General features: G+C 31.3%; 26 protein-coding genes. 13 read left to right on the top strand and 13 right to left on the bottom strand.

The annotated features are described in order from the left end of the window. Window positions 1–1372: 1372 nt before the first annotated feature. Complete coding sequence (locus EBF09_RS05090) at window positions 1373–1750, top strand: group III truncated hemoglobin (RefSeq protein ID WP_121764056.1); 378 nt, start codon at window positions 1373–1375, stop codon at window positions 1748–1750. Here EBF09_RS05090 and EBF09_RS05085 read toward each other — a convergent pair. Beyond that, window positions 1747–2358, bottom strand: a complete 612-nt coding sequence (locus EBF09_RS05085) for a sugar transferase (protein ID WP_121764055.1) — start codon at window positions 2356–2358, stop codon at window positions 1747–1749. The genes EBF09_RS05090 and EBF09_RS05085 overlap by 4 nt on opposite strands. Further along, a complete protein-coding gene (locus EBF09_RS05080) occupies window positions 2351–3502 on the bottom strand; it encodes a glycosyltransferase family 4 protein (protein ID WP_121764054.1) in 1152 nt (383 codons plus the stop codon). Before EBF09_RS05080 ends, EBF09_RS05085 begins: the two co-directional genes overlap by 8 nt. Before the next feature lie 85 nt (window positions 3503–3587). On the opposite strand from EBF09_RS05080, the gene EBF09_RS05075 reads away from it, so the two are divergent. Genes EBF09_RS05075 through rsmD form a run of 4 tightly spaced genes read left to right on the top strand, consistent with a single transcriptional unit; the run spans window position 3588 to window position 5942 of the window. Beyond that, window positions 3588–4100, top strand: coding sequence for a hypothetical protein (locus EBF09_RS05075; RefSeq protein ID WP_332870710.1), 513 nt, complete (start codon window positions 3588–3590; stop codon window positions 4098–4100). A gap of 11 nt (window positions 4101–4111) precedes the next feature. Next, complete coding sequence (locus EBF09_RS05070; protein ID WP_121764052.1) at window positions 4112–4891, top strand: histidinol-phosphatase; 780 nt, start codon at window positions 4112–4114, stop codon at window positions 4889–4891. Between the two features lie 9 nt (window positions 4892–4900). Next, window positions 4901–5362 carry a hypothetical protein gene (locus EBF09_RS09190; RefSeq protein ID WP_198672542.1) on the top strand — a complete coding sequence of 154 codons (462 nt, stop codon included), beginning with the start codon at window positions 4901–4903 and terminating at the stop codon, window positions 5360–5362. Window position 5363: 1 nt separating this feature from the next. After that, on the top strand, window positions 5364–5942 hold the full coding sequence (rsmD, locus tag EBF09_RS05060) for a 16S rRNA (guanine(966)-N(2))-methyltransferase RsmD (protein ID WP_232817662.1): 579 nt from the start codon (window positions 5364–5366) through the stop codon (window positions 5940–5942). 72 nt (window positions 5943–6014) lie between these two features. Here rsmD and asnB read toward each other — a convergent pair whose 3' ends face one another. From asnB to EBF09_RS05025, 7 genes are all read right to left on the bottom strand, one after another. Then, window positions 6015–7841: an asparagine synthase (glutamine-hydrolyzing) gene (gene asnB / locus EBF09_RS05055; RefSeq protein ID WP_121764050.1), complete on the bottom strand. Its 1827-nt coding sequence runs from the start codon at window positions 7839–7841 to the stop codon at window positions 6015–6017. Between the two features lies 1 nt (window position 7842). Further along, the gene (locus tag EBF09_RS05050; protein ID WP_157978167.1) at window positions 7843–9927 is read right to left on the bottom strand and encodes an STT3 domain-containing protein; all 2085 of its coding nucleotides are present in this window, start codon (window positions 9925–9927) and stop codon (window positions 7843–7845) included. Then, window positions 9863–10252: a 30S ribosomal protein S9 gene (gene rpsI / locus EBF09_RS05045; RefSeq protein ID WP_121764048.1), complete on the bottom strand. Its 390-nt coding sequence runs from the start codon at window positions 10250–10252 to the stop codon at window positions 9863–9865. Before rpsI ends, EBF09_RS05050 begins: the two co-directional genes overlap by 65 nt. Before the next feature lie 9 nt (window positions 10253–10261). Further along, window positions 10262–10675 carry a 50S ribosomal protein L13 gene (gene rplM, locus EBF09_RS05040; protein WP_198672543.1) on the bottom strand — a complete coding sequence of 138 codons (414 nt, stop codon included), beginning with the start codon at window positions 10673–10675 and terminating at the stop codon, window positions 10262–10264. A 113-nt stretch (window positions 10676–10788) separates the two neighbouring features. Continuing rightward, window positions 10789–11166: a hypothetical protein gene (locus EBF09_RS05035; RefSeq protein ID WP_121764046.1), complete on the bottom strand. Its 378-nt coding sequence runs from the start codon at window positions 11164–11166 to the stop codon at window positions 10789–10791. Beyond that, window positions 11156–11944 carry a hypothetical protein gene (locus tag EBF09_RS05030; protein WP_121764045.1) on the bottom strand — a complete coding sequence of 263 codons (789 nt, stop codon included), beginning with the start codon at window positions 11942–11944 and terminating at the stop codon, window positions 11156–11158. Before EBF09_RS05030 ends, EBF09_RS05035 begins: the two co-directional genes overlap by 11 nt. Further along, window positions 11931–12188, bottom strand: coding sequence for a prepilin-type N-terminal cleavage/methylation domain-containing protein (locus EBF09_RS05025; protein WP_121764044.1), 258 nt, complete (start codon window positions 12186–12188; stop codon window positions 11931–11933). The genes EBF09_RS05030 and EBF09_RS05025 overlap by 14 nt, the downstream gene beginning before the upstream one ends. Before the next feature lie 98 nt (window positions 12189–12286). Here EBF09_RS05025 and EBF09_RS05020 point away from each other — a divergent pair, with 98 nt between their 5' ends. From EBF09_RS05020 to EBF09_RS04990, 7 genes are read left to right on the top strand one after another with little or no spacing between them, the layout of a single operon-like run. After that, window positions 12287–13345 carry a hypothetical protein gene (locus tag EBF09_RS05020; protein WP_121764043.1) on the top strand — a complete coding sequence of 353 codons (1059 nt, stop codon included), beginning with the start codon at window positions 12287–12289 and terminating at the stop codon, window positions 13343–13345. Further along, the gene (locus EBF09_RS05015; RefSeq protein WP_121764042.1) at window positions 13342–13893 is read left to right on the top strand and encodes a hypothetical protein; all 552 of its coding nucleotides are present in this window, start codon (window positions 13342–13344) and stop codon (window positions 13891–13893) included. Before EBF09_RS05020 ends, EBF09_RS05015 begins: the two co-directional genes overlap by 4 nt. Continuing rightward, window positions 13894–14184, top strand: a complete 291-nt coding sequence (locus EBF09_RS05010; protein WP_121764041.1) for a hypothetical protein — start codon at window positions 13894–13896, stop codon at window positions 14182–14184. Further along, entirely contained in the window at window positions 14181–15626 is a 1446-nt protein-coding gene (locus tag EBF09_RS05005) for a pilus (MSHA type) biogenesis protein MshL (protein WP_121764040.1), read from the top strand. The genes EBF09_RS05010 and EBF09_RS05005 overlap by 4 nt, the downstream gene beginning before the upstream one ends. Before the next feature lies 1 nt (window position 15627). Beyond that, complete coding sequence (locus EBF09_RS05000) at window positions 15628–16236, top strand: SH3 domain-containing protein (RefSeq protein WP_121764039.1); 609 nt, start codon at window positions 15628–15630, stop codon at window positions 16234–16236. Next, a complete protein-coding gene (locus tag EBF09_RS04995) occupies window positions 16236–17654 on the top strand; it encodes a GspE/PulE family protein (protein ID WP_121764038.1) in 1419 nt (472 codons plus the stop codon). The genes EBF09_RS05000 and EBF09_RS04995 overlap by 1 nt, the downstream gene beginning before the upstream one ends. Then, window positions 17655–18848: a type II secretion system F family protein gene (locus tag EBF09_RS04990; RefSeq protein ID WP_121764037.1), complete on the top strand. Its 1194-nt coding sequence runs from the start codon at window positions 17655–17657 to the stop codon at window positions 18846–18848. Here the strand turns inward: EBF09_RS04990 and EBF09_RS04985 are convergent. Further along, window positions 18845–19564, bottom strand: a complete 720-nt coding sequence (locus tag EBF09_RS04985; RefSeq protein ID WP_121764036.1) for an MBL fold metallo-hydrolase — start codon at window positions 19562–19564, stop codon at window positions 18845–18847. The two genes, EBF09_RS04990 and EBF09_RS04985, sit on opposite strands and share 4 nt — an antisense overlap. A 171-nt stretch (window positions 19565–19735) precedes the next feature. Between EBF09_RS04985 and EBF09_RS04980 the strand changes: the two genes are divergently transcribed. Next, window positions 19736–21922 (top strand): NADP-dependent isocitrate dehydrogenase, encoded by a 2187-nt coding sequence (locus tag EBF09_RS04980; RefSeq protein ID WP_121764035.1) that lies wholly within the window; start codon window positions 19736–19738, stop codon window positions 21920–21922. A 34-nt stretch (window positions 21923–21956) separates the two neighbouring features. Here the strand turns inward: EBF09_RS04980 and EBF09_RS04975 are convergent, their stop codons facing one another. The 3 genes from EBF09_RS04975 to EBF09_RS04965 form a co-directional block, all read right to left on the bottom strand. After that, on the bottom strand, window positions 21957–22769 hold the full coding sequence (locus tag EBF09_RS04975; RefSeq protein ID WP_121764034.1) for a hypothetical protein: 813 nt from the start codon (window positions 22767–22769) through the stop codon (window positions 21957–21959). Beyond that, window positions 22766–23452: an ABC transporter ATP-binding protein gene (locus EBF09_RS04970; RefSeq protein WP_121764033.1), complete on the bottom strand. Its 687-nt coding sequence runs from the start codon at window positions 23450–23452 to the stop codon at window positions 22766–22768. Before EBF09_RS04970 ends, EBF09_RS04975 begins: the two co-directional genes overlap by 4 nt. Window positions 23453–23567: 115 nt before the next feature. After that, on the bottom strand, window positions 23568–24941 hold the full coding sequence (locus EBF09_RS04965; RefSeq protein WP_121764032.1) for a YdgA family protein: 1374 nt from the start codon (window positions 24939–24941) through the stop codon (window positions 23568–23570). Window positions 24942–25166 lie beyond the last annotated feature (225 nt).

The following is a 25166-nucleotide window of genomic DNA, read 5'->3' as shown; positions in this document are numbered from 1 at the left end:
CCTTTAGGGATATTAGTATTAGGATTAGCTAATACTAATTGATTAGATAAGAGTATAGAAGCTACTATGCTAATGCTAAGAGTTCTTTTAAAAGAATAATTGCTTTTTATTCTTTTTAGATTTGTTTTTGTTTTTGTTTGCATTTGTCTTTCTCCTTTTTAAACAAAGTGATTCTTTTTTGTTTTAAGAATCTAAAGGAAGTTTCTATAAAAGAAAGTTCTTTTTAGATTCTTCTTTAAGGGTTTAAAAGAATTGTTTTTTGTTGATTGCTTATCTATTTGTTTATTTCTCTTTATTTGTTTATTCTCCTTTTATTTAAGAATATTGTTAAATTGAGATTCTTTGGTTTCTTTTTATTTTCTTTGTGTAATAACAAGATTCTTTTTTAATAAAGAGTTTTTAATTTCTTTATTCTTGTTCTTTTTATTCTTTATAATGACAATAAAAAGATTCTTTTAAAAGTAAAGAAAGAAAAAGATAGTTTGTTTTTTTAATCTTTATTCTTTCTTTCTTGTTTAATTAAAGAATCTAGTAGAGGATCCATAAATGGGGAAAAGAATCCTCTAGTAGAGTCTTTAAGGGTTTTAGATACTTTAAAAAATAGTTTAATTTGTTTATTAATGGATTTATTGATTAATTGATTGCTTTGAGTTCTAAAGAGTATGTCTTTATTCAAAAGTAATTCTCTTAGGCAAGAGTAGGATACCTGAATTTTACAAGTAAAATTCTTCCTAATGGCCACGAGAATTCTTTTGCAATAAAGACAATAAAAACTTAAGCTTTGCAAGAAAAAGAAATGATTTAAAGTTTTTGGTTAATCTTTTTAGATTTGCACTTTGCTTTGCTTCTCGCAATGAAAATGTGGAGGAATACTCTTTATTGTAAGAAATTTTATTGAAAGGTAAGGGAAGAAACTGCTTGTCAGTTTCAGGGATCACAACGCCACAAACAAAATTGCTTTTTATATAAAATGAAGTTTGATTCTTTGGGAATGGTTTAAAATTGTTTATAGTGTTTGTTTTAAATTTAAATGAAAGTTTGTTTGTAAGATTTGTATGTGTATTATGTAAGTATGGATAAAGAGTATAAGAAGGGGTTAATAAAGAGCTAGAATGCCCCCCCCCCCCGCACTATTTTAGCAAAGAGTGGATTATAATATTTACAAATTTCTCCATTTGTTTGATATCTATCCTTAAAAAATATAAATATTAAATTATTAAAGATTAATATTTTAAATTTTTGAATTTTATTATAATTTTTTTTAAATTTTGATTTATTATTTTTTATTTATGGAATCTTTATTTTATTATCCAAAGTTAATTTTTTACACTCAAAATTTAGATAGCATTGCAAAAAACTTAAAGGATAAAATATGCACACTACAATCACAAAAGAATCCATAAAAGAATTAATGGATATTTTCTATGCAAAAATTAGAATGGATAAAAGCGGTGTAGGCGATATTTTCAACAAAAAAATTGGCACAAGCGATGCAGAGTGGGAAGCCCATAAAGAAAAAATAGGTAATTTTTGGCAAGGAATGCTACTAGGAGAGGGGGATTATAGCGGACAGCCCTTAAAAGCTCATCTTGACTTACCACCCTTTCCTAGAGAGTTTTTTGCAACTTGGCTAGGACTTTTTGAAGAAAGTTTGCTAAAAGTCTATACACAAGAAATAGCCCTATCTATTTTACAAAGAGCACAAATGATTGCAAATCGCTTTCAATATATGCTTTATGAGGCACATTAAGATTCTTTTGTGCCTTGAAATTTCTCCATAGTTACACTAGTTTTGGAATTAATATCTTTTCTATTGATGACTTTTTCTATCGTTAGACAAAGGATTTTAAAATCTAGCATAAAACTAAGATTATCCACATAATACACATCTAGTTTAAACTTCTCTTCCCAAGAGATTGTATTTCTACCATTTACCTGTGCCCACCCTGTGATACCCGGAAGCACCTCATGGCGTCTATTTTGCTCTTTTGAATAAAGGGGCAAATACTCCACTAAAAGCGGTCTAGGTCCTACAAAGCTCATTTCTCCTTTTAAGACATTAAAGAGTTGTGGAAGCTCATCAAGGCTTGTTTTTCGCACTATTTTACCAAAGCCTTTCAAACGTACCTCATCAGGCAATAATTCACCCTTTTCATCTCTTTGTTCGCTCATCGTGCGGAATTTATAGATTTTAAAGATTTTTCCATTTAATCCCGGGCGTTCTTGGGTGAAAACTATTGGCGCACCCAGCTTCACCCTAATAAGCAATGCAACTATCAAAATAATAGGAGAAAATATAAGAATCAAAAATAACGCAAAAACCCTATCCATAAGCGGTTTCAAAAAGTTTCTATACATAATTTATCACCTCTTGATACATTTTTAAATACTCTCTTACGACAAATTCCACACTAAATTCCTCGCACACTCGCTCCCTACTTCTTTTTGCAAAATTCTCTCTTAAGGCTTCATTTTCTAAAAGTTCTAAAATCCTTTGTGAGAGAATCTCGCTATCCCCTATTGGCACTAAAAAGCCATTTTCTCCATCATTTACTACTTCTTTGCAACCTATGGCATTGGTAGTAACAATCGCCTTTTGCATACTGCAAGCTTCTAAAAGTGTGCGAGGTATCCCCTCACGATAGCTAGGCAACACAAATACATCACAAATCCCCATAAGCTCTCTAATATCCCCTCTCTCGCCTAGCCATTTTACTTGCTTATTTTCTCTTAAAAACTCTTCGCTAATAGGGGCAATATTGCCCTTATCAATCCCCCCCACAAACAAAAAAACCACATTTTCTTTTAATTTTTCTTGCACTTTTAGTGCTGCTTTATAATACTCTTCTACCCCTTTATGCACGATGGCTCTAGCCACCATAAGCACGACTAATTGTCCCTCTTTTATATCTAGCGTTTGCTTAAATGTGCTTTTTTCTTGTGCGTTTAATGGATAAAAAGCTTGGGTATTAACCCCTGAACCTCTTATTAAAATAGCTTTATTTTTGGGCAATAATCCCTTTTTAACATAGAGATTTAAATCATCTTCATTTTGAAAAAGAACCTTTTTAGCCTTTTTAAAAGCAATTTTGTTTAAAAACTCTAAAAACGCTACAAAGAGCTTTGTTTTAAATCCCTCTTTAATATAAAAGCTTCCAAGCCCTGTAACGCTGTTAATCACATTTTCTATTTTAGCAATTTTAGAAGCGATAGAACCATAAATATTTGGCTTTAGCATAAAGGTATGCAAAATATCGGGTTTTTCTTGCCTTAAAATCTTGGCAATATTAAGAAGTGTTTTAAACTCCCTAAAAGGATTCAAACTCCCCCTATTAATCTTATATTCTAAAGGTGTGATTTTATGCTCCAAAAAACGTGTAAAATAATCACCCCTAGGCACTAGAGCTATCACTTCATGTCCTTCTTTAACTAAAGCTTCCATAACAGGAAGCCTAAAACGATAAAGATTCATATCCGTATGGGATAAAAATATAATCTTCAAAATATAATTCCTCACTTAGTTTCTTATTAATTTATTATACTTAAAAAGAATAAAATTTTATGTTAAGCAAGAAAGCAAAATTTTAATGTGTTATAATTTCACAAAAACTAGAAGGTTAGGCTATATGGAAGAAGAATTTGAAAGCGAAGAAGAGTTTTTAACCAAACCTGATAACGAAGATGTTATACAAAAAGTCTGCAAAAGCATTGACCCACAAAATGGAGCTATTCAAGAATTAAAATATGGCAAAAGCAATGTGCTTTTATCCACAAATTCTAAAATGATTACAGATAAAAATGGGCTTATTCATTCAGGGAATCTTTTTTCAAGCGCAGCATATTCCGCACTTTTAGCCGTCAATCACCCCCATGCTATCATAATAGGCGCAGAAGTAAAATTCTTAGCACCCATTGAACTAGGCAATGAAGTAGAATTTAGAGCTCAAACTTTACAAGAAGATACTAAAAAACGCGAAGTTAAAGTGGAGGGTTTTGTGTTAGATATTAAGATTTTTGATGCGATGTTTTATGTAGCAGTATTTGACAAGCCTGTCTTAAATCTACACATCACTAAAGAAATGGAAAAACAAATGAACTAAAAGGAAGAGTTATGAGGGTAGATTTACACAATCACACTTCACTTTGCAACCACGCAAGTGGCAGTATGGAAGAATATGTGCTAAAAGCCATAGAAGAGAAAATTGATATTTTTGGTTTCTCTTGCCACAATCCCATGGAATTTGACAAAGAATACCGCATGAAAAAAAGCGAAGTGGAAGGCTATCTAAAAGAAATTCAAAGATTGCAAGAAAAATACAAAGATAAAATCACTCTAAAAGCTGCATTAGAGATTGATTATCTTCCAAAATATCTTGATAAAAGCCTTTTTGGGCTAGATTTAGACTACACAATAGGGGCTGTGCATTTTTTAGACAATTGGGGATTTGACAATCCTGAATTTATTAAAGAATACGCAAAACGCGATATTAATTTATGCTGGGAACAATATTTTGAAGCCACAATTGCACTCGCCAAAAGTGGGCTTTTTGATATTGTGGCTCATATGGATTTACTAAAAGTCTTTAACCACCGCCCCACAAAAGATCTAAGAAGCTCCCTTGAAAAGACACTTAAAGAAATCAAAAAAGCAAATATGGTAGTAGAAATCAATGCTTCAGGACTTAGAAAAGAAGCAAAAGAGCAATATCCTAGCCTTGAAATTTTACAAATGTGCTATGAATTTGATATACCCATAACTTTTGGTAGCGACGCACATTCCATAGAACACATCGGCTTTAAAAGAAAAGAGCTAGAAGAGCTTGCTAAAAGCATAGGCTTTAGCAAATGTGCTACCTTTACCAAACGTGATAGGGAACTTGTAAGTTTTTAAGGAGAAAATATGAAAATTGCACTTATTTGTGACTCACAACTTTTAAATAGAAGTTTAGAAATGTATTTAAAAGATTATCTTACAAGTTACAAACTTTGTGATTTTATCGTAGCCACCAAGCCCACAGAAACGAGCAAGCCTATTTTTCTTATAGGAGATAGCAAAGAAGCACATCTAAAAAAGCCTTTTACTAAAGAATTGCTTTTGCAAAAATTACAAGAATTTTATCTCTCTTTTAAAACCCAACAAAGCCAAAAATCCGAGCAAGAAGAAAATGCCGATATAGAAAAAAATGAGATTATAGAAGCAAATTTAAATAGTGCAACCCTAGATTTACCTAATTTTTCTTCACAAGATTTACAAAGCATTGCAAAACCCTCACTTAACCAAGATTTAGAACGAGAAATTGATAGGCTTTTTACTCGCTTTTCTTGTGAGCTTAAAGAAATTCTTTCAAAATATGGATACTAAAATGGATAAAAAACCGCATCTAAAAATTATTGCCGGAAGATTCAAAGGAAAAAACCTCAAAATGGCTCCTATCAACATAACAAGATCTAGCAAATCCATTTTAAAAGAATCCCTTTTTAATACTCTAGCAAGCGAAATAGTCGGGATAAATTTTGTAGAATTTTTTGCAGGAAGCGGAAGCATAGGGATTGAAGCACTAAGCCGTGGTGCAAAATATTGCATATTTTTTGAAAAGCACAAAGAATCTTGTAAGATTTTAGAAGAAAATCTAGAAAATTTATGCCAAAAAAATGAATATAAAATCATTTTTGGTGATACTTTCTCTTCTTATGTAAATGCCTTAAAAGAGCTACAAGAAGATACAATAGGATATTTTGATCCCCCTTTTGATATTAGAGAAAATATGCAAGATATTTATGAAAAATGTTTTGATATTATCAAAAATCTTGATACAAATATTTTTAAAATTATTATATTAGAACATATTTCTAGCCTCTCTTTACCTAAAGAAATAGGTTCTTTTAAGCATTTTAAAACCAAAAAATTTGGCAAAAGCTCTCTTAGTTATTTCCTCTCTTAGCCTTAACTTGTTAAACTACTTGCAATGATAGTTTTAGTTCATCATGTTGCATTGCAAATATTTTTCCTTGTTTTAGCGTTTTAGATAATATGCATACCACTCTTCTAGTGCATACAAGCTCCAAAGCATTTTAGCCCTTTTTTCTTCTCCATATTTTTCACCCTTAAAACATAGATTATAAATTTCCTCTTTGCTAAGAAAATCACAAGCAATTTTACTATCGCTTAATCTATCCATAATAAGTTCTTTTAGTTCATAATTTACCCATTGTTTTAAAGGCACTTCAAAGCCTCTTTTGGGAGCATTTACAATTTCTTTATCTAAGTGGATTTGTGCTAATTTTCTTAAAAGATATTTGGTGGTTTTACCTCTAATTTTTAAATCATCACTTAGGCGTGGTGCAAACTCTACCATTTCTTTAGAAAGGAATGGCGATCGCCCCTCTAGTGAATTTGCCATCGTAGCAATATCCATTTTAGGCAACAAATCACTTAGTAATAAATTTTTAGAATCTAAATAAAGCATTTGTGAAAGCTTAGAAAGAGGTGCATTAAAAATCTCTGTTAATTCCTTTTGAAAATCATTATTATAGGAGTTTTCAAAGCTAAAATATCCGCAAAATATATCTGTTGTCGCAAGGAGATAATAAGCTAAAAAATCATTTTGATAGGCTTTTGCCATTTGCAAAAGGCGGTAAAAATAATTATAAAGCGATTTTTTTTCTTTGGGAGAGGGAAGCATATTAGACAAAAACCCAAAAGGCTTAATTTTTGAAACCAATAAATGCCCTACATAGCGTCTATATCCACCAAAAAGCTCATCAGCTCCATCACCATTTAAAACAACACTTAAATGCTTTTTGGCCTCTTTTGCCACATAAAAACTAGGAATTGCAGAGCTATCTGCAAAAGGGCGTCCATAATTTTGCAAGATTTTTTCCACATCGTTTTTTAAATTTGGGGTGATTTTTAGTGTGGTGTGGTTTGTGCCATAGGTTTTAGCTGTGATTTGTGCTAAATGCGATTCATCATAAGCACCGCTAAATGAAATAGTAAAGGTACGTAAATTTGGCTTTATCTTAGAAGCAAGTGCCACAATTAAAGAGCTATCAATCCCGCCACTCAAAAAAGCTCCCACTTCTAAATCTGAAGATTCTATACGCCTTTTAAGGCTTTGGATTAAAATCTCTTCACACTCTTTTATGGCTTCTTTTTCATCTGTAATTTTGGGCCTTAAATAATAATCTAAAAGATTAAAATAAGGCTTTATGCTAAGCTTATGATTACAAAGATCATACTCGCCATAAGAGGCGTTGGGGAGCGAATAGCAATTAAGATAGGGAGTGCCATCGTGATAAAAAAACCCACTTTGCAAAAAGAATTTTAAGCCCTCATAGTCTATTTGTAGCTTTTTAAAGCATAAAAGTGTATTTAACTCACTGCTAAAGGCTAAAGATTCTTTATCTTGATAGATAAAAAGAGGTTTTTTGCCCATTCTATCACGCACAAAAAAAACTTTTTGTTTTTTTCTGTCATAGATTGCAAAAGCAAACATTCCATCTAATTTTTCTAAAAAAGCCATTCCATATTTTAAATAAAGTGCTAAAAGGGTTTCTGTATCGCTACTGCTCTTAAATTCACAATCAAGCTCGTTTCGTAAATCTTTGTGATTATAAATCTCTCCATTAAAAACGATAACCGCCTCTTCTTTTTGCATAGGCTGGTGTCCGCATTCACTTAAATCCTGAATAGAAAGCCTTGCATGAAAGAGCGAAATTAGCCCTCCTTTGCTCATTTCATAAAAGCTTCCACTATCATTGGGCCCACGATGTGCCATAAAGGGATAAATTTTTTCTAAAGGGATTTTAGCCAAATTAATACTTCCTGCAATGCCACACATTTTATTCCTTTTTGACTTTATAAATTAAAAGATTTTTATTATCCTCTATAAGCTCCATTGCTTGATTGTCTTTAAAAGCCAACCAAGAAATGATATTACTATAAAAATAATCATTGTCCAATAAAAGGGTAAAATTTTGCAAACAGATTGTGGTTAAATCTAACCCATTTTGTGTTTGCAGGGCATAAAAATCCTCATAAATAGAATAGGTTTTGTGTGTGGTTGGAAGATTTAGAGAATCCTTTTTTAATAAGAAAAATTTATCTTTATATTTTTTTCCATTTAAAATATTGAGCGAAGAAAAAGAATCAATATTTTTCAATAAAGCAAGCATTTGTGTAGGTAAAACCCAATAAACATCGCCTTTTGGAATTAATAGGGGCTTTTCTTTTTCTAAGATTGTTTGAAAATCTTTAGGATTTGCTTTATAATCTTGCAATAAACTCTCATAAACAAAATTCCATTTTGATTTAGGCAATTCCTCCATTTTGCTTGCGAGTGCTAAAGAAAGGTTTTTAGCAAGATTGCTAGAAGAACTAAGCAAAATTAGCGAAATAGGATAATTAACTCCTCCTGAATGCCTACCACCATCTATTAAAATCGTGCCTTTTGTAAAATAAGAAAGTGCATAGCCATAATCCCACCAAGAAAATAAAATATCACCCTTTTTGATTTTTTGATCTAATGCCTTAAAACTTGAGATTATAGAACTATCCAAAATAGGTTTTGGAAGCGTATAAGAGAGATTAACAAGCACCAAAATAAAACAAAATGCACTAAAGATGAGTGTGGCTTTTTTCAAAAACTTTTGCAAAAAGACAAATATAACCACAAAACCTAATGCCAAAATAGGAGCTAAAAACATACTAAAACGCACACCAAGCTTAAAGCTTGCAAACCCCAAAAGACAAAAGGGGAGCAAAAGTGCAAAGGAATAAAAAGACTTTTTAGTAAAGTTATAAAACCCCAAAACTAAAAATCCAAATATGCCTAAAAAAAAGCTAACCATTCCACCTGATCTTGCAATAAGATTTGTAAAATTGCTAGGTGTAGTTTCTAAAATACTAGAAATAACAGAGGCATAAATATAATGCTTAGAATATTGAACCTTACCAAACAGATAGGCTTTGATTTGTGAGATTATGGGATTAAAAAGCCCAAAATAAAAACTAAAAATAAGCGCAATTAAAAAACCTATAAAAATTAATTTTTTAGAACCCCCCTTAAAAAGGCAAAGCAAAATAAATAATGCAAAAAAGCTAAAATAAGTCGGAACTAAAACAATTAAAAACAAAGAAGAAACTTGCAAAATCTCTAAAATAGAATAAGATTTTTTAAAATACAAAACAAAAGAGATAAACAAATAAAGCAAAAAGGATAAAAAAAGAATATTTTGCACTCCATTGTGCCAGATTGTCGCAAATAAGCCAAAGAGTGAGAAAAATATAAGATACTTGAAATTTGCTTTTAAAAGATGCAGATATAAAAACAAAAGGCTAAGCAAAGGCAAAGAAAGAATAAGCATATCTGTATCAAAATACCCAGCACCTGTGCGTTGGTAAAAATGCGGAGAACTAAGAGCTAAAAATGCCCCTAAAAATGCTAAAATTTTTTGCCCTAAAGTAGAAAACTTGGAATATTCTTTTAAAAGCACAAAGCACCAAATATATAGAATTACTCCAAAACTAGCCGAAGCAATCACGCTAAGAAAACTAAGGGTAAAAGAAAGCCCAAAAACTTTTGCAAAGATACCAGCAACAAACGATAAAAGCGGAATATCAAAAGAAAAAGATTCTAAAAATTCTTTCGTACTTTTGGCATAAAAATAAGAATCATAAGAAGTTAAGATAAGAGTGTCTTCAAAAAAATTTTTAGGATCTTTAGTAAGTGTATAATAATCTAATGTATGAAAAAAAATATGAAAAAAGATAAGTAGAAAAACAAAAATAAAATGATAATAAAAAGGATTTTTATATAAATTCTTAAGAAGCAAAGAAGCTCCCAAAAGAGAAGAAGAAAGATTATCTCTTTGAGAATTGTGGGCTTCTTCTTGCTTTGCGTTTTCCGTATTTTTTACGCTCAACAACTCTTGAATCTCTAGTAAGTAAGCCTTTTGGCTTTAGAATGCTTCTAAAGTTTGTATCATAAGCTACAAGTGCTTTAGAAATACCATGTCTTAACGCTTCTGCTTGTGCAGAATATCCACTACCCATTGTAACTGCTACAATATCCACACTTTTTTCTTGCTTAGTAAGTAAAAGGGGTTGCATTACTTTCATCTTGATAGCTTCATGTCCGCCTAGCCAACTATTTAAATTTGTATCATTAATGCTTAATTTCCCACTTCCAGGAGTTAGCCATACTTTTGCGATAGCTGTTTTTCTTTTTCCAGTTGCATAAATTTTTGCCATTTTGTTTCCTTACTTTGTTACTTGTGCAGTGTGAGGATGATTTGCATCACAATAAACTTTAAGCTTTTTAATCATTGCTCTACCAAGTTTTGTTTTAGGAAGCATACCGCGAACTGCTAATTTATAAAGCTTTTCTGGATGCTTTTCTAGCATTTCCTTAAGAGTTTTTGATTTTGTGCTACCAAAGTAACCTGAATGCGTAAAATACTCTTTATCCTCAAGCTTCATACCACTAAATTTTGCTTTAGGAGCGTTGATTACAATTACAAAATCTCCACAATCTACATTAGGCGTATAGCTTGGCTTATGTTTGCCTCTTAAAAGAGTTGCAATTTCTGTGATAAGGCGACCAAAAGTCTTGCCTTCTGCATCAAGAACAACCCATTCGCGTTTGATTTCAGTGGCTTTTGCCATTTTGGTAATATTCATAATTTTACCTTTCTTAATTAAATTTGCTTAAATTTCTAAAAAATGGAGCTAGAATTATAGCCAATATTTATTAAATATTGCTTAATTTAAGTTTTATTTTATTGTTTTTATAAAACTATAAAAAAATTTAAATTTTGGCTAAATTCTTGTGAGTTATAATGCAAAATAGCAAAAATATCCACAAAAAATAAATCCACTCCATAAGGGTTTGGAAGCTCAAAAATCACAGCTTTGTATTCATAAGATTTGAAATTGTATTCAAATTTCCCTACATGGTTTTCAAAAGTAATCTTCTTAAGTTTTAATCTGTCTTTTATGATTTCAATAAAGCTTTTTGTATAAAAACTTAGCCAAATTTGCCTTTGATGCAAAGAAATTAAATGATCATTTTGTGCTTTTGCCTTAAAAGAAAGCAACAATAAAGCACCCCCTATAACTATTAGCATAAGCACTGGCAACAAAACAAGTGCTTTTTTAAAAAACATAAGAAAACTCCTCAAAAAGCAAAATATCACTCAAACATAATTTTTGATTCTTATCAAAGCTATCTTTGGCGCAGAGGCTAATTACAAACCCTAATTTGTGCTTTGTGATATTAAAGCTTAGAATATCTTTGGCTAGAATCTCTAAACCCTCGCTAGATTGCATAAAAAGTGCATTTTCTTTTAAAAAAATTTTTGCTTTAGAATCGCTTTTTAGAAGATAGATTTTTGGATAAATTTTAACTTTTTCTCCATTTTTGATTACACTCAAAATAAAAGCTGGCAAATCCAAAACAATATACCCAAAATCCAAAGCTACAATTTCTGCCACAACAGCGTTCTTATCAATATTTTGCTGCTTTTCATCTCCAAAAAACAAAATTGCATATTTGGCTTTTTTAAAAAGAGTATTACAAATATTTTGCCCCAAAGTGCTAGAAAAAACTAGAGGTTTAGCTTCTAGTTTATGATTTTTAAATTTTATGTTTTCTAAAAAACCACTAAAACAAGGATAAGAATAACCCTCTAAAAAAGTAAAATCATAAAGCGGTATCCAAAACTCTACAAAATTTGGAGTAAATTTCATATCCTCTAGCAAACCCATTCGCAAATAGTTTTTTAAAATCTGCAAAGAAGTTTTTGTTTGCAATGTCAAAAAATAACTCCTATCCTCTAAAATCTTAAACTTTTGAATCTCTAAAAAGCTAGAACCAAAAACTCCTATAAAGATTCCAAAAACAAAAAGCACAATCAAAGCTTCCAAAAGACTAAAGGCTTTCATCATCTTCTTTTAAAAACAAATAAGGCAATGTGCTAGAAAAACTAGAGAGATAAACGCACCCCTTTTGCCACGTGCTACAATAAGAAACATTTTCTAAAATCCCCAAAGTTTCACTTGCAAGCCCTTGAGAATTATTGTATTCCCTAAAATAAGAGCTTTGCAAAAAACTATTAAGCACAATCCCAAGCAACACAAGTGCTAACAACAACTCTATAAGACTAAAAGCTTTTTTTATATCCGTCATTTTGCATTCCTATTCAAAAGTAATTTTCTTAAAATAAATCATATTTAAGTTTATTAGGGTAGTATATCCAAAAAGTACGTTTTTAAGGAACATTTTAAGTGGTAAATTATTTTTCTCTTAATGAAATTATCTTTTATTCTTTAGAGCTAGAGGCAAAAGAGGAAGATTTGCAAGATTTGCTGGAAGAAAAAATCTGCCTTATTTTGGGACTAAATAGAGAATGTGAGTATTTTTTATCCTATTGTTATAAAGATAAAAAATACCATTGCGTGCTTATAAATAAAGACGAGCTTGAAAATGATTACAAAAATACAAGCTTTCTTACAAGTCCTATTTTTGTGCTTCAAGCACTCTATACACAAAAGGGTTTAAGTGCGTTTATTTTAGAAGAATCAGAAAAATTAGCCCTTCTTTTAGTAGAAGATTCCAAGATTATTTTTTATGAACTTTTAAAACTAGAAGAAATTTACTCCATCTTTAAAAAACAAAAAGAGCCTTTTAATCTTTATTATTTTTCTTTAGATAAAGAGTATAATGAGAAAATATTAGAACTTCAAAATACTTTCAATCAAGAAATCAAATTTATAAAAAATTGCTTTAAAAAAGAGGAATTAGAAAAGAAAAATGTGCCAAATTTTAGCCCTCAAAAAAGCAAATTAGAAATCTTTAAAAAGCTTTATTTTAGGTATTTTTTATTATTTTTTGTAAGTTTTTTATTGTGTTTTATGCATCCTTTGTATTTTTTAATCTCAAATCTAATCTTAGAGAATAAAAATCAAGAAATTAGCCACAATCTTCAAGCCTTAAATTTAGAATTAAATCTAAAAAATGAGAAAAAAAGCAATGAAGAAAAAGCAATTTTAAAAGTCAAAGAAGAATTGCAAAATTTAAAGCAAGTTTATCTAAAAAATAAAGAATATCTTTCATCTATCAATCCACAAAAAACCTATTTTCTTTCAAGCTTTATGGAGATTAATGGGCTATTTTTGGAAAAAAATATAAAAATAGCCTTTTTAAATTATAGAAACAAAAAGTTTTCTTTTTTGCTGTTTGGGGAAGGGTTTTATTCTCTCTTTCCACAAATTGAAAAGTATGCCAAAGTATTAGATTTTAGCGATATTTCCCCTTATTATTATCTACATTTGGAGGCAAAATGAAAATGCTAAATTTTATGATTTTAGAAGAATTTTTAAAAGGGCGTTCTAAAAGAGAGCTTATTCTTTTAGCTTTATTGATACTCTCTTTAAGCATCTATTTAAATCTTTTCATCATCTACCCCAAAATATTTCAAAACTATGAGTTTTCACTAAACAAAAATGAAAATTTGAACTTCAAAATACAAGAATTACAAGAAAAGCTAGAAACAAAAGAAGAGTTAGATTACACAAAAACACAAGAAGCCCTAAAAGACTTAAAAGAAAAAATACAAGAGCAAAACGAACAGATACAAACCTATAAAAATGGCTATTCTTCTTTAAATGTTTTGCTTTTTGAACTTAGCAACAAAAAGCTCTCACAAATTAGCATTCACAAAGAGAGTGAAAAAATTATTCTTGAAGGGATTTTAGATTTTAATACACTTTTTGATTTAGTTTTAGAGATAGATAGGGATTTAAATTTTACACAAATTTCCTCTTTTAGCGTCTATCCTAATTTTAACAAACTTGAATTCCACCTATCTTTATCCGATTTAAAAGAAGATTAGATGAAGATTATTATTTTTTATCTTTTAATGACTTTTTTAGCAGTTTCCAAAGCAGAATCCAAAAGGGTGGATAATTTTCTTTATTTTGCTCCCTCTTCTTTAGCACATAGTGCTTTAAACCTAGAGGCGATTTTAGATAAAAGTGTCAAGATTAATGGAGTTTGGCTACATTTAGGAGAAAAGTTCGCAAACAAAAAAATAGTTTTGATTTCCTATCCATGCATAGAACTTTCTTATGAAGAAAAAATTGAAAAACTATGCTTTAAGGATAATTTTAAAGGCAAAAAATGAAGATTTTTCTATTATTTTTTAGTTTTTTGGGACTTATTTTTTCTTGTGAAAATAGAGTTTTTGATTTGCATATAGAGCATTCACAGGTTAGCATTCAAGAGCTACTAACTTATCTAGCCAAAGAATGCTCTTTTAGCGTGGTTTATGATGAAGAAGGGATTATAGATAGGCTAGATAAAAAGTTGCCTATTGTTAATATCAAAAAGGGTGAGCTAGATTATATCTTTGATTTATTATTTAGCATAGCAAATCTGCATTATTCTTATGAAAATAATAAGCTAGAATTAAATATCTTACAAACTAAAACCTTTAAGATTAATTATCTTGGGACAAATAGAGAGGGTAGCTCTAGCACTTCTGTGCTTATCAATAAAGATTCTAAAGAACAAAATTTTAATGAGACAGGAACGCAAGGTTTTAGCAAATCAGGAGTAGATATTACTAGCTATGATGGATTTAACTTTTGGGAAAATATCAAGCAAGAGCTAGAAGATCTTTTAGGAGAAAATGTAGGGATTACAATCAATAAAGGAGCGGGACTGATTAGCATAAAAGGGGAGCAAAAGCAACTAAAACTAGCAAAAACTTATATGGATACTTTACACAAAAGACTACAAGCACAAGTAATGATTGATGTGCAAATCTTAAGCATTTTACATAATGATACAAATACCACAGGTATAAACTGGGAAGGACTTTATGGACTACAAAATATCAATATTTTAGGGGCAAATGAAAATCCAAATTTAGGTGGGGAAGGAAATTTAGGTAATAGTAGCGGGATTAATATTATAGGTGGCACTAAGGCAAGCAAAGCATATGGGTTAAATATCGTGCATCAAGGACTAAGCTTAAATGAGATTATAAAGTATTTACAAACTTATGGAGAGGTAACCTCTATCTCAAATCCCAAAATTTTGACACTCAACAATCAACCTGCAATGATTAGCGTGGGAGATATTTTGCGTTATAAAAAAAGCACGATTTATCAAAACACAAATGCACAAACTACACTCACCAACAAAGATAGCGAATATCCTAGCATTTTTGCTGGGGTTTTGCTAGATATTACACCTTTGATTTTTGGCAATGAAGTGATTTTAAAGATTAATCCTTCCATTACAAAAACTAAAGAAAACAGAATAAATCTCCCCACTCTCGTATTTGAAACCCCACCAAACCTTACGACAAACCAACTCTCTTCAATGATTAAAGTAAAAGATAAAGAAAAAATCATTTTAGGAGGATTAATCTCAAATATCAAAAGCCAAAAGCAAAATAAGATTCCATTGCTTGGGGATTTGCCCTTGCTTTCTTATGTTTTTTCTTATTCACAAAGCATTCAAAACAAAGAAGAAATTGTCTTTATCATAGAGCCAAAAATCATTCACAAAGAGCCACCCACGCTAAAATCACTAGGCTATGAAATACTAAAGGATTGAAATGATAAAACTTGCTTTAAGCCTCTTATTTTTTGGATTTTTATTGATAATCTTACCCTTTGTTGCAACTTTAGAGCAAAAATCCTCTAAAATTGCCCACAAAAAACCTTTAAAAATCACAAAACCTTGCTATTATGTAAAAGTGCAAAATCTAAATTTAAGAGAGGCACCTAGTTTAGATTCTACAATTTTAAAGCAACTGCCCTTAAACTCACAAATTTGTAAATATGAAAGCCTAGAGAATGATTTTTTAAAAACACAAGAGGGTTATGTGTATTTTGAATACCTCTCTCTTTTTCCCCTAAAAGATTCTAAAAAAGAGCAAAAAACTTCGCCCAACATTACACTTAAAAGTTATAAAAAAGAAATGGATTGGTTTAAAAAGGCAGAAATTGCCTTAAAAAGCAGAGATTATAAACTAGCCAAAAGCCTTGCATACAAACAAAATTTAAAAAATCCTTTAGATTTTAGAAGCTATGAGATTTATGCAAAAACCCTTTATGAAGAGGGCGATAAAGAGGAAGCTAAAAAGCTTTTAGAAAATGTTTTAAGCTATGAATTTGATGAGAAATTACAAACCCTATTAAATAGCTTTCAAGAGGTAATTTGATGTTTGTGTTAAGAGAAATTGAACTAGGCGAAATCAATTTAGAGATTGCAAAGCTTTTAAATTTGGAGCAAATGAAGCATTTTGGTGCGATTTGCTTGGATTATAGGGAAGAGCATTTGCAAATTGCGCTTTTAGAATCTAGCAAAGAAGAAGCAGAAAAAACCCTCCCTAAAATTTTAAATCCGTATAAAATACAATTTTTTTATATCACAAAAGAGAATTTTCAAGAGATTTTGCACTTTTTAGAAATAGAACAAAATATCGCTCTAGCTTTAGAGGAAATCCCAAAAAGTGATCTACAAAACAAAGATTCCAAAGTTATTTTTTTGCTTGAAAATATTATGCAAGATGCTATTTATAAAGGGGCGAGCGATATTCATATAGAACAAACCTCTAAAGAATGCAAAATTAGGTTTAGACTAGATTCTGTGCTTGTTGATAGATTGAATTTACCTAGCTATTTAAATGCGCCCTTAATGCTTTGCCTAAAACTTTTTGCAAATCTTAATATCGCAGAGGTTTCCTTGCCACAAGATGGGCGGTTTTCTTACTTGCTAAAAGACACAAAAGGAGATAAAAGAAATTATGATTTTAGAATCTCTACACTTCCTCTTGTTGAAGGAGAATCTGCTGTACTAAGGGTGCTTGATAACAAAAGTATAGTGCTTCCTTTAAAAGAGCTTGGACTTTCAAAAGAGGAGCTTGAAAAGATTTTAAAAATGGCTCATTTACCTTATGGATTTGTGCTCATAAGCGGACCCACAGGCAGCGGCAAAAGCACAACTTTACATGCAATTTTAAACCAAATCAAACATAAAAATTTAAAAATCATAAGCCTTGAAGACCCAGTAGAATACCGCTTAGAAAATATCACGCAAGTTGCTATCCATAAAGAAATAAGCTTTGCTTCTGTGCTTAAAAATATTTTGCGTCAAGACCCAGATGTGATTATGATAGGAGAAATCAGAGATAAAGAAACACTACAAGTGGCTTTGAGGGCTGCATTTACGGGGCATTTGGTATTTTCTACGCTACATACAAATGACGCATTAGAAGCAATCCCTAGACTTATAGATATGGGAGTGGAGCAATATTTTTTAAAAGAAGCATTAAGCGGGGTAATCGCTCAAAGACTTTTAAGAAAATTATGCCCTTTGTGTAAAGTCAAAGTTGGAGAATTTTACAAAGCTAGAGGTTGTGTAAAATGCAATTTCACAGGATTTAAAGGTAGGGTTGTGATTGCAGAGATTTTACTCATGAATGAAACACTAAAAGCTTTTATTGACAATAAGCTTAGCAAAGAAAAAATATTAGAAATCTTGCAAAAAGAGGGAGATTATTCTCTTTTGCAAAAGGCACTTTGCAAGGCTAAAAGCGGTATAACTTCACTAAAAGAAGTGTATAGGGTGGTAAAGTAAGTGCAAAAATATGAAATCCTCTATAAATATAAGGGTAAAAAATTTCGCACACAAAGAAGTGCAAAAAACAAAGAAGAAATTGAAAATTGGCTAGTTTCAAACCATTTTATTGCCTTAAAAATCACACCAAAAGAATCCTTTTTGTCTTTTAGTAAAAACCCATCTACTAAAGATATACTGGATGCATTTTATCAGCTAAATTTATGCCTTAGAGCAAAGATAGCCCTTGAAATATCCTTGCAAAGTATTATAGAGCATACAAAAAATCAAAAATTACAGCAAAGATTTTTGTCAATTCTTTTTAAAATAAAAGAAGGAAAAAATCTATCGAGCGCTTTTAGAGAGACAGGATTTGAAAGCTTTATTTGTGCTTTAATAGAAGTAGGAGAACAAAATGGAAAAATAGAAGAAATGCTAAGCTATGCTATTTTGTCTTTAAAACTACAAAATAAAAATAAAAAGGCACTTTTTAGGGCGCTCTTCTACCCATTTTTTGTGGTAATTATTATGCTTTTAGTCTTTTTGGGGATTGTGATTTTTGTCTTACCGGAGTTTGAAAATCTTTTTATGGATTTAGGGGCAAATTTACCCACTGCTACCCTTAGCCTTTTATTTATAAAATCTTTAGTAATAGATTATGGATTTTTCAGTTTTGTTTGTATGATGGGTGCTTTTTTGCTCTTTAAAGGTGCATATTTAAAGATAGAAAAATTTGCAAATTTTATTGATTTTTATATGCTTAAAATTCCTATTTTTGGGGAGATGATTTATTATTCTCAAATCCATACATTTTTTGTATTGTTTTATTATTTAACCCAAAGTGAAGTGCCTATAAAAAAGCGTTTAGAGTGTGCAAGTGGGGCAATTTCTAATAAGTATTTAAAAAAGCGTTTGGAGATTGTATATTTAGAAATAGAAAAAGGCATTTCGCTTTCTTTAGCTTTTAAAAAAGCTCAAGTTTTAAACTTACAAGCACAATCCCTTTTGCATTCCATTAGAGATGGCAAGGGTTTATTAAGCGCACTTAGTATTATCAACGAACTTTATGGAGAGATTTTAGAAGATAAGACAAGCGTTGTAATTGCAAGTTTAGAACCCCTTGCTATTTTGTTTTTAGGGGTTTTGGTGCTGTGGCTTGGGCTTGGGATTTTCTTGCCACTTTGGGAATTGCCTATGCAGCTTAAAAATTTCTAGGCAATTTTACTCAATCTTTTTATAAAATATTCAATGCTTTCTATTTCACTTTTTGTGCTTGTAGCCTCCCCATGTCCAGGGAAAATAGGAGTATCTTTGCATTCTTTAATATTTTGCAAAAAACTTTGCAAACTTTGTAGCATCACTTTGTGTGAAGAATAAGGAAAATCACTTCTACCTATGCAGTTTAAAAAGATAAAATCCCCGCTAAAAATCACTTCCTCTTCTAAATTTTTTTGATGAGCCAAAGTAATAATACTGCAACCTGGAGTATGCCCGGGATATGCAGTAAATTTGATATTAAATGCACCAAAACTAAAGGTATTTTGCCTATTTATATTATAAGATTCTGAAGATTTTAGGTTTATTTCCTCATTCTCTTTAGCCCCCACTAAAACATCAGGCTTTGAACTAGGAAGCCCCGTGCTAAAGCAATCACTAGTCAACATAAAAGCATCTTCATAAGGGCAAAGTAAAGGGATTTGTAATTTTTCTTTTAGCTCTTTATTGCTCCACACATGATCAAAATGCCCATGTGTGTTTAAAATACACAGAGGATTCTTTGCATTTTCTAAAACCCAATTTGTCGCATTAATGCCCGGATCAATAATAAGAGAGGTTTCATCTTCTTTGTTAAAGGCCAGATAGCAGTTTGTTTGGTATTCGCCAAAAGGCTCTCTTAGAATATAAAAGTATTCTGTTTCAAAAATTTTCATTATTATGCACCCTTATATTTTTTAAAATCTTATCATAAAGTTGCTTGTGGCAGTTTTAGCTTTGTTACCTTTCTTATAAAAGTAAAAAGATTCTTGCCTAAAATTATTTAAAAATGTGCTTTTCTTTGTTATACTCTTTAAAACTATATCTAAAATCTTAAGGAAGAAATTATGAAAATTACCTACACTCTTACAGATGAATCCCCAGCCCTTGCGACCTATTCTTTTTTGCCAATAGCAAAAGCTTTTTTAAATCAAGCAGGAATTAGTGTTGAAACCTCTGATATTTCGCTATCCGCTAGAGTTTTAGCACAATTTACAAATGCTAAAGATGAGCTAGGCTATCTTGGAGAATTAGTCCAAAAAGAAAATGCAAACTTGATTAAAACCCCTAATATCTCCGCTTCTATTCCACAACTAAAAGCAACTATCAAAGAATTGCAAGATAAGGGCTTTAATGTGCCTTCTTATCCTGATAATCCAACCACAAAAGAAGAACAAGAAATTAAGGAAAAATACCAAAAAGTATTAGGTTCTGCGGTTAATCCCGTGCTAAGAGCAGGAAATTCTGATAGGCGTTGCACCAAAGCGGTTAAAGAATATGCTAAGAAAAATCCTTACCGCGTTGTGCCATTTTTGCCTACTTGCAAAAGCAAGGTTTCTTATATGAAAGAGGGAGATTTCTTCTCCAATGAAAAAGCTGTGCTTATCAAAGAAGACACAGAAGCTAGGATTGAATTTATAGGAAGCAATGGGACAGAAGTTCTAAAAAAGGGGCTAAAACTAGAAAAAAATGAGATTTTAGATGCAACTTTTATGAGTGTTGCGCTTTTGAGTGCATTTTATAAAGAGCAAATTGAAGATTGCAAAAAAGAAGATTTATTGCTTTCTTTGCACTTAAAAGCAACAATGATGAAAGTAAGCGATCCTGTGATTTTTGGATATGCGATTAGAGTTTATTTTAGTGAGCTATTTAGTGAGTTTAAAGAAGAGTTTGAAGCTTTAGCTATAAATCCTAACAATGGAGTAAGCGAGCTTTTAAGCAAGATTGAAAACTCCCCTAAAAAAGAAGCAATTCTGAAAAAATATAATGAAATTTTAGAAAAAAGTGCTCCACTTTCTATGGTAAATTCTGATAAAGGAATTACAAACTTGCATGTGCCAAGTGATGTAATTGTAGATGCTTCTATGCCTGCAATGCTTAAAAATGGTGCAAGATTATGGGATAAAGAGGGCAAGGAAAAAGATACAAATGCGTTAATTCCAGATAAAACTTATGCAACAATTTATGAAGCCGTGATTGAAGATTTAAGAAAATTTGGCACGCTAGTTCCAACCAAGCTAGGAAGTGTTTCTAATGTAGGCTTAATGGCTAAAAAAGCACAAGAATATGGCTCACATGATAAAACTTTTATCGCAAAAGAAGATGGGATTTTTAGAATCGTAGATGCAAAGAATAATGTATTATTAGAACACAAAGTGCAAAAAGGGGATATTTATAGAGCCAATGAAGCAAAATATGATGCGGTGCTAAACTGGATTGATTTAGGAATACAAAGAGCAGATATTACTGGAAGTGAGGCGATTTTTTGGTTAGATTCTAAACGCCCAAGCAATAAAATTATGATAGATTTTGTAGAAAAAAGATTGCAAGAGTGTGGTAAAAAAATCGCAATTTTACCTCCAAAAGAAGCGTGTTTGAGAAGTTTAGAGCTAATTAGAGCTGGAAAAGATGCTATTTCAATTAGTGGAAATGTATTAAGAGATTATCTAACCGATCTTTTTCCCATTTTAGAGCTTGGGACAAGCGCAAAAATGCTCTCCATCGTGCCAATGCTAAATGGTGGGGCGATGTTTGAAACAGGAGCGGGTGGCTCAGCACCTAAGCAAGTAGAGCAATTAGTAGAAGAAAACCACTTGCGTTGGGATAGTTTGGGTGAGTTTTTAGCGCTTCAAGCAAGTTTAGAGTTTTTTGCATTAAAAAACAATCACGCAAAAGCCAAAGTTTTAGCAAATGCACTAGATGTTGCAATAGGAAAATGGCTAGAGAATAACAAAGCTCCTTCGCGCAAAGTAGGTGAAGATGACAATAGAACAAGCCATTTTTATCTAGCATTATATTTTGCAGAAGCCCTAAGCGTTCAAAACGAAGATAATGCTACAAAAGAATTTTTTACTAAAATCTCCAAAGAGCTAAAAGACAATGAAGAAAAAATACACAAGGAGTATTTAAACGCCCAAGGAAGTAAAGTGGATTTAGGCGGATATTACAAGCTAGATGATGCAAAATGTGATAAGATTATGCGTCCTAGTGCAACTTTTAATGCAATTATAGAAAAGATTTCTAAGGGCAATTAATTGCCCTCTCTTTAGATTTAAAAACTTTATAAATTTAAGAAAGTTCTAGCTTCTTTACAATCAAAAATCTAGCGATTAAATACATTCCTACACAAAGAATAAGAGTTTTAATTCCTTGAAAACCAAAAAGAGTAAAATTGTTTATATAGCTTAAAGAATCCACAATGCTATCTGCAAGAGAAATACCAAAAACTACATCCACAATAGCAGAAACAATCCCAAAAACAAAACTAATACAAAAATAAATCAAAAGCCCAATAGGAAATACAAAAGAATTAATATGCCAAATATTAAGAAGCGTAAGTGTAAGCAATATCATCACTAAAAAATTGCCCGTATTTACCACCCAATAAAAGCAAAATAGCAAAATATCGCCTATGCTAAATTCATTTAAAGTTTTAAAAACTTCTGTATAAAATTCTGTAAGTGTGCCTTCACTAAAAGAAGAAACTACCTGCATAAGGCAAAAAAGATAAAATAAACTTGCACAAGCTATGCAAACAAGATTACTTAAAATTTTAGCAAGTAAGATATTATCTAGCTTTATAGGCAAAGACAAAAGCAAGCTTCCATAAGCACCAAAAAGATATTTAGAAAAAGAATTAATCACGCTCACAACAACCACAATAAGCAATCCCACAAAGCTAAGCAAGGCACCAAGTATTGCAAACCAAAAGGGAAGCACCACAAAAATCCCTAAATCCTTACTAGAAGCTTTAAAAGAAAGCTCTTCTAAGCCTATTTTCCCATAGATAGAAATGATTAGCATACAAACTAGATAAAGCACACTCACAACTATATAAGGCAAATACATATTTTTTAGTTCATATTTTAATAGCTTAATCATCCAAAATACTCCTTAAAAGCGTCATTAAGATTTTTAGTGGGGCTAGTAATCTCGCTTAAAGGTTTATGCAAAAAGGCATTTCCATAGCTTATAAAAATCACCTCATCTAAAATGTGCTCTACATCTAAAAGCAAATGTGTAGAGATTAAAATCGTGCTATCGCTTCTATGGTTTTGCAAAATAAGCTTAAAAATCTCCTCTCTAGCAAGTGGATCTACCCCAGCTATGGGTTCATCTAAGACATAAAGCAAAGCATTTCTGCTAAGAGTTAAGATTAAAGAAACTTTTTCTTGATTTCCTTTGGAGAGGGATTTTATTCTAACTTGCAAGGGTATTTGTAAATCTTTAAAAAGTTTATGGGCTTTTTGCAAATCAAAATCGCTAAAAAAGTCTGTATAAAACTCACAAACCCTCTGCACACTCCATTCTGTTGGAATATGGTTTTTATCGGGCAAATAAGCAATATCTTTGCGTGAAAAATCGTTGATTTTTTCTCCATTTAGTAGCACTTCCCCACTTTTTAATTGCTTCAAAAGTCCTAAAATCACTTTCATAAGTGTGCTTTTCCCACTTCCATTGGGGCCTAAAAGTCCTATGATTTTACCCTTTTGTAAATGCAAATTCACATTATCTAATGCAATAGTGTCTCCATAGGCTTTAGTTAGATTTTTAATCTCTACCATAAAACTACCTCCTATATTTTGATAACTTTTGGAGCTAATTTAGCTATTTTTTAAAGGGAAGCGTTGTTAAACTTCCCCTTTTTTATAATTTTGGATACTTATAGGATTTTTGTTTTTAAAAACCTTGCGGGTATTCACTTAAAGACTTGCCATTAATCTTAACATCAGGAAATAAGTCTTTTATAGGATTATAATCAAGGCTAACTTCAATCTTATACTCTTTACCACTAACACTAGCCATAGAATCAAGTTGTTCTAAATCTCTGGTTGTGTATCTTCCAAAGTTTGCTAACTCGCTAAATTTGCCCTCACTCAAAATTATGGCATTTAGCTTTGTATTTTCTTGTTGCACTTGTGCGTCTGCTTTGATACTTAGATCTTTTTTGTTGATTTTAGTTTGGAAGTCTAAACTTATACCAACGACCTCTTTAAGAATTGCTTCTAACACACCAAAATCTTGATAGTTTAAAAATCTCTCCCAAGCTTTTGCATTAATATCTTTTAGGCTAAAGACTAATTTAGGGCTTGTAAGCTCTACATCTATCGCTTCTTCGCCATCTTTAAAGCTTAGAGTTTTTGCATTTGTTTTGGTATTCATTGTCATTTTATCATCTTTTAGGATTATGTCTGCACTAGATTCTATCTCTTGGAGTTTAAGCTCTGCATTTAGCTCATACATCGCATCTACATTCACAAATTCCAAATTTTTCAAACTCGCTTTAGATGTGCCCTCTACTAATTTAGTATCAAAAATTGATGTAGGTTCTGTATTGCTTTGTGTGATTTGTAGCTTTTCTAACAAAAGCTTGCTATTTGCGTTATTCCCACTCTTTCTTTGCCTTTCTTCTATTAAACTAATGTAGGGAATATCAGCATTTACACTTTTTAAAAGCAGAGGATTCTTGCCATCTAAAATCATAGTTAAACTCATAGGTTTAATTTCCACTTTTTTTGTTCTTGGTTCATATTGCTTTCTTTCTTCTAGGTGTGAAAACTCTCCGCTTGCCATTCTAACTTCCCAATCAAAGAAAGTTTTAAACCCCTCAATTTCTAAAAGATTCTCACTTTTAATCGCTTGGGCTAATTCTTTATTTTCTTTTTCTAAGCCTTCTTTTGTTAAAACCGCTTTAAAGCGTTTGGATAAGGGGAGATTATAATAAGTGATATTTCCTTCTAAAAGCTTTGTTGGTTTATCATAAAATTGTGTTTTTGTCATTAATGAAAATTTTACGCTAGAGCTTAAAAAGCCTTTTTGGTAATCTTCAAATTCCAAAAAAAGATCAGAACCAGCATACAACAAACCCGCCATTTGTTCGCGTAAAACTCTATTGTTTTCTGCTTGTTTTATGATTAATCCTTGCCACATTTCAGGGCTAGAAGCGACTTTTTTAAACTCCTCATGTGCTTTGGCATTTAGCCCCTCAATATAAAAGCTAGAGCCAAAAAAGCCCACTACTAACACCACAACCACTGCAATAAGTTTTTTCATTTTTATTCCTTTTGTGTTAAATTTTATCTCTCCAAACTAATTGATAAGCATCTCTAAATCTCTAAGTCCTAAGGTTAGCGTTTTACTGCCTCCTTTTTATATGCTCAAGTATTTATGCAAAGATAGGTTATAATTAAGTAATTGTATCTTCTAAAGTTTTGCACCAGTTTTAGATAAGCTAGAGCCCAATAATAATGCAAAAATAAAGAAGTCTAGCAATATTTT

Origin of the sequence: Helicobacter burdigaliensis (genome assembly GCF_003670295.1) — a bacterium.
GTDB lineage: Bacteria > Campylobacterota > Campylobacteria > Campylobacterales > Helicobacteraceae > Helicobacter_D > Helicobacter_D burdigaliensis.
The sequence above is the reverse complement of the archived record's forward strand: the minus strand, read 5'-3'. Positions and strand labels throughout refer to the sequence as shown.

What these genes read in the sequence shown, in the direction of transcription:
- EBF09_RS09190 (WP_198672542.1), top strand. Translation starts at nt 4,901, where the DNA reads ATGAAAATTGCACTTATTTGTGACTCACAACTTTTAAATAGAAGTTTA.
- EBF09_RS04980 (WP_121764035.1), top strand. Translation starts at nt 19,736, where the DNA reads ATGAAAATTACCTACACTCTTACAGATGAATCCCCAGCCCTTGCGACC.
- EBF09_RS05035 (WP_121764046.1), bottom strand. Translation starts at nt 11,166, where the DNA reads ATGTTTTTTAAAAAAGCACTTGTTTTGTTGCCAGTGCTTATGCTAATA.
- asnB (WP_121764050.1), bottom strand. Translation starts at nt 7,841, where the DNA reads ATGTGTGGCATTGCAGGAAGTATTAATTTGGCTAAAATCCCTTTAGAA.
- EBF09_RS04965 (WP_121764032.1), bottom strand. Translation starts at nt 24,941, where the DNA reads ATGAAAAAACTTATTGCAGTGGTTGTGGTGTTAGTAGTGGGCTTTTTT.
- rpsI (WP_121764048.1), bottom strand. Translation starts at nt 10,252, where the DNA reads ATGGCAAAAATTTATGCAACTGGAAAAAGAAAAACAGCTATCGCAAAA.
- EBF09_RS05030 (WP_121764045.1), bottom strand. Translation starts at nt 11,944, where the DNA reads ATGAAAGCCTTTAGTCTTTTGGAAGCTTTGATTGTGCTTTTTGTTTTT.
- EBF09_RS04995 (WP_121764038.1), top strand. Translation starts at nt 16,236, where the DNA reads ATGTTTGTGTTAAGAGAAATTGAACTAGGCGAAATCAATTTAGAGATT.
- rsmD (WP_232817662.1), top strand. Translation starts at nt 5,364, where the DNA reads ATGGATAAAAAACCGCATCTAAAAATTATTGCCGGAAGATTCAAAGGA.
- EBF09_RS04985 (WP_121764036.1), bottom strand. Translation starts at nt 19,564, where the DNA reads ATGAAAATTTTTGAAACAGAATACTTTTATATTCTAAGAGAGCCTTTT.
- EBF09_RS04970 (WP_121764033.1), bottom strand. Translation starts at nt 23,452, where the DNA reads ATGGTAGAGATTAAAAATCTAACTAAAGCCTATGGAGACACTATTGCA.
- EBF09_RS05015 (WP_121764042.1), top strand. Translation starts at nt 13,342, where the DNA reads ATGAAAATGCTAAATTTTATGATTTTAGAAGAATTTTTAAAAGGGCGT.
- EBF09_RS05005 (WP_121764040.1), top strand. Translation starts at nt 14,181, where the DNA reads ATGAAGATTTTTCTATTATTTTTTAGTTTTTTGGGACTTATTTTTTCT.
- EBF09_RS04975 (WP_121764034.1), bottom strand. Translation starts at nt 22,769, where the DNA reads ATGATTAAGCTATTAAAATATGAACTAAAAAATATGTATTTGCCTTAT.
- EBF09_RS05000 (WP_121764039.1), top strand. Translation starts at nt 15,628, where the DNA reads ATGATAAAACTTGCTTTAAGCCTCTTATTTTTTGGATTTTTATTGATA.
- EBF09_RS05075 (WP_332870710.1), top strand. Translation starts at nt 3,588, where the DNA reads ATGTGTTATAATTTCACAAAAACTAGAAGGTTAGGCTATATGGAAGAA.
- EBF09_RS05085 (WP_121764055.1), bottom strand. Translation starts at nt 2,358, where the DNA reads ATGTATAGAAACTTTTTGAAACCGCTTATGGATAGGGTTTTTGCGTTA.
- EBF09_RS05025 (WP_121764044.1), bottom strand. Translation starts at nt 12,188, where the DNA reads ATGACGGATATAAAAAAAGCTTTTAGTCTTATAGAGTTGTTGTTAGCA.
- EBF09_RS05090 (WP_121764056.1), top strand. Translation starts at nt 1,373, where the DNA reads ATGCACACTACAATCACAAAAGAATCCATAAAAGAATTAATGGATATT.
- EBF09_RS05070 (WP_121764052.1), top strand. Translation starts at nt 4,112, where the DNA reads ATGAGGGTAGATTTACACAATCACACTTCACTTTGCAACCACGCAAGT.
- EBF09_RS05010 (WP_121764041.1), top strand. Translation starts at nt 13,894, where the DNA reads ATGAAGATTATTATTTTTTATCTTTTAATGACTTTTTTAGCAGTTTCC.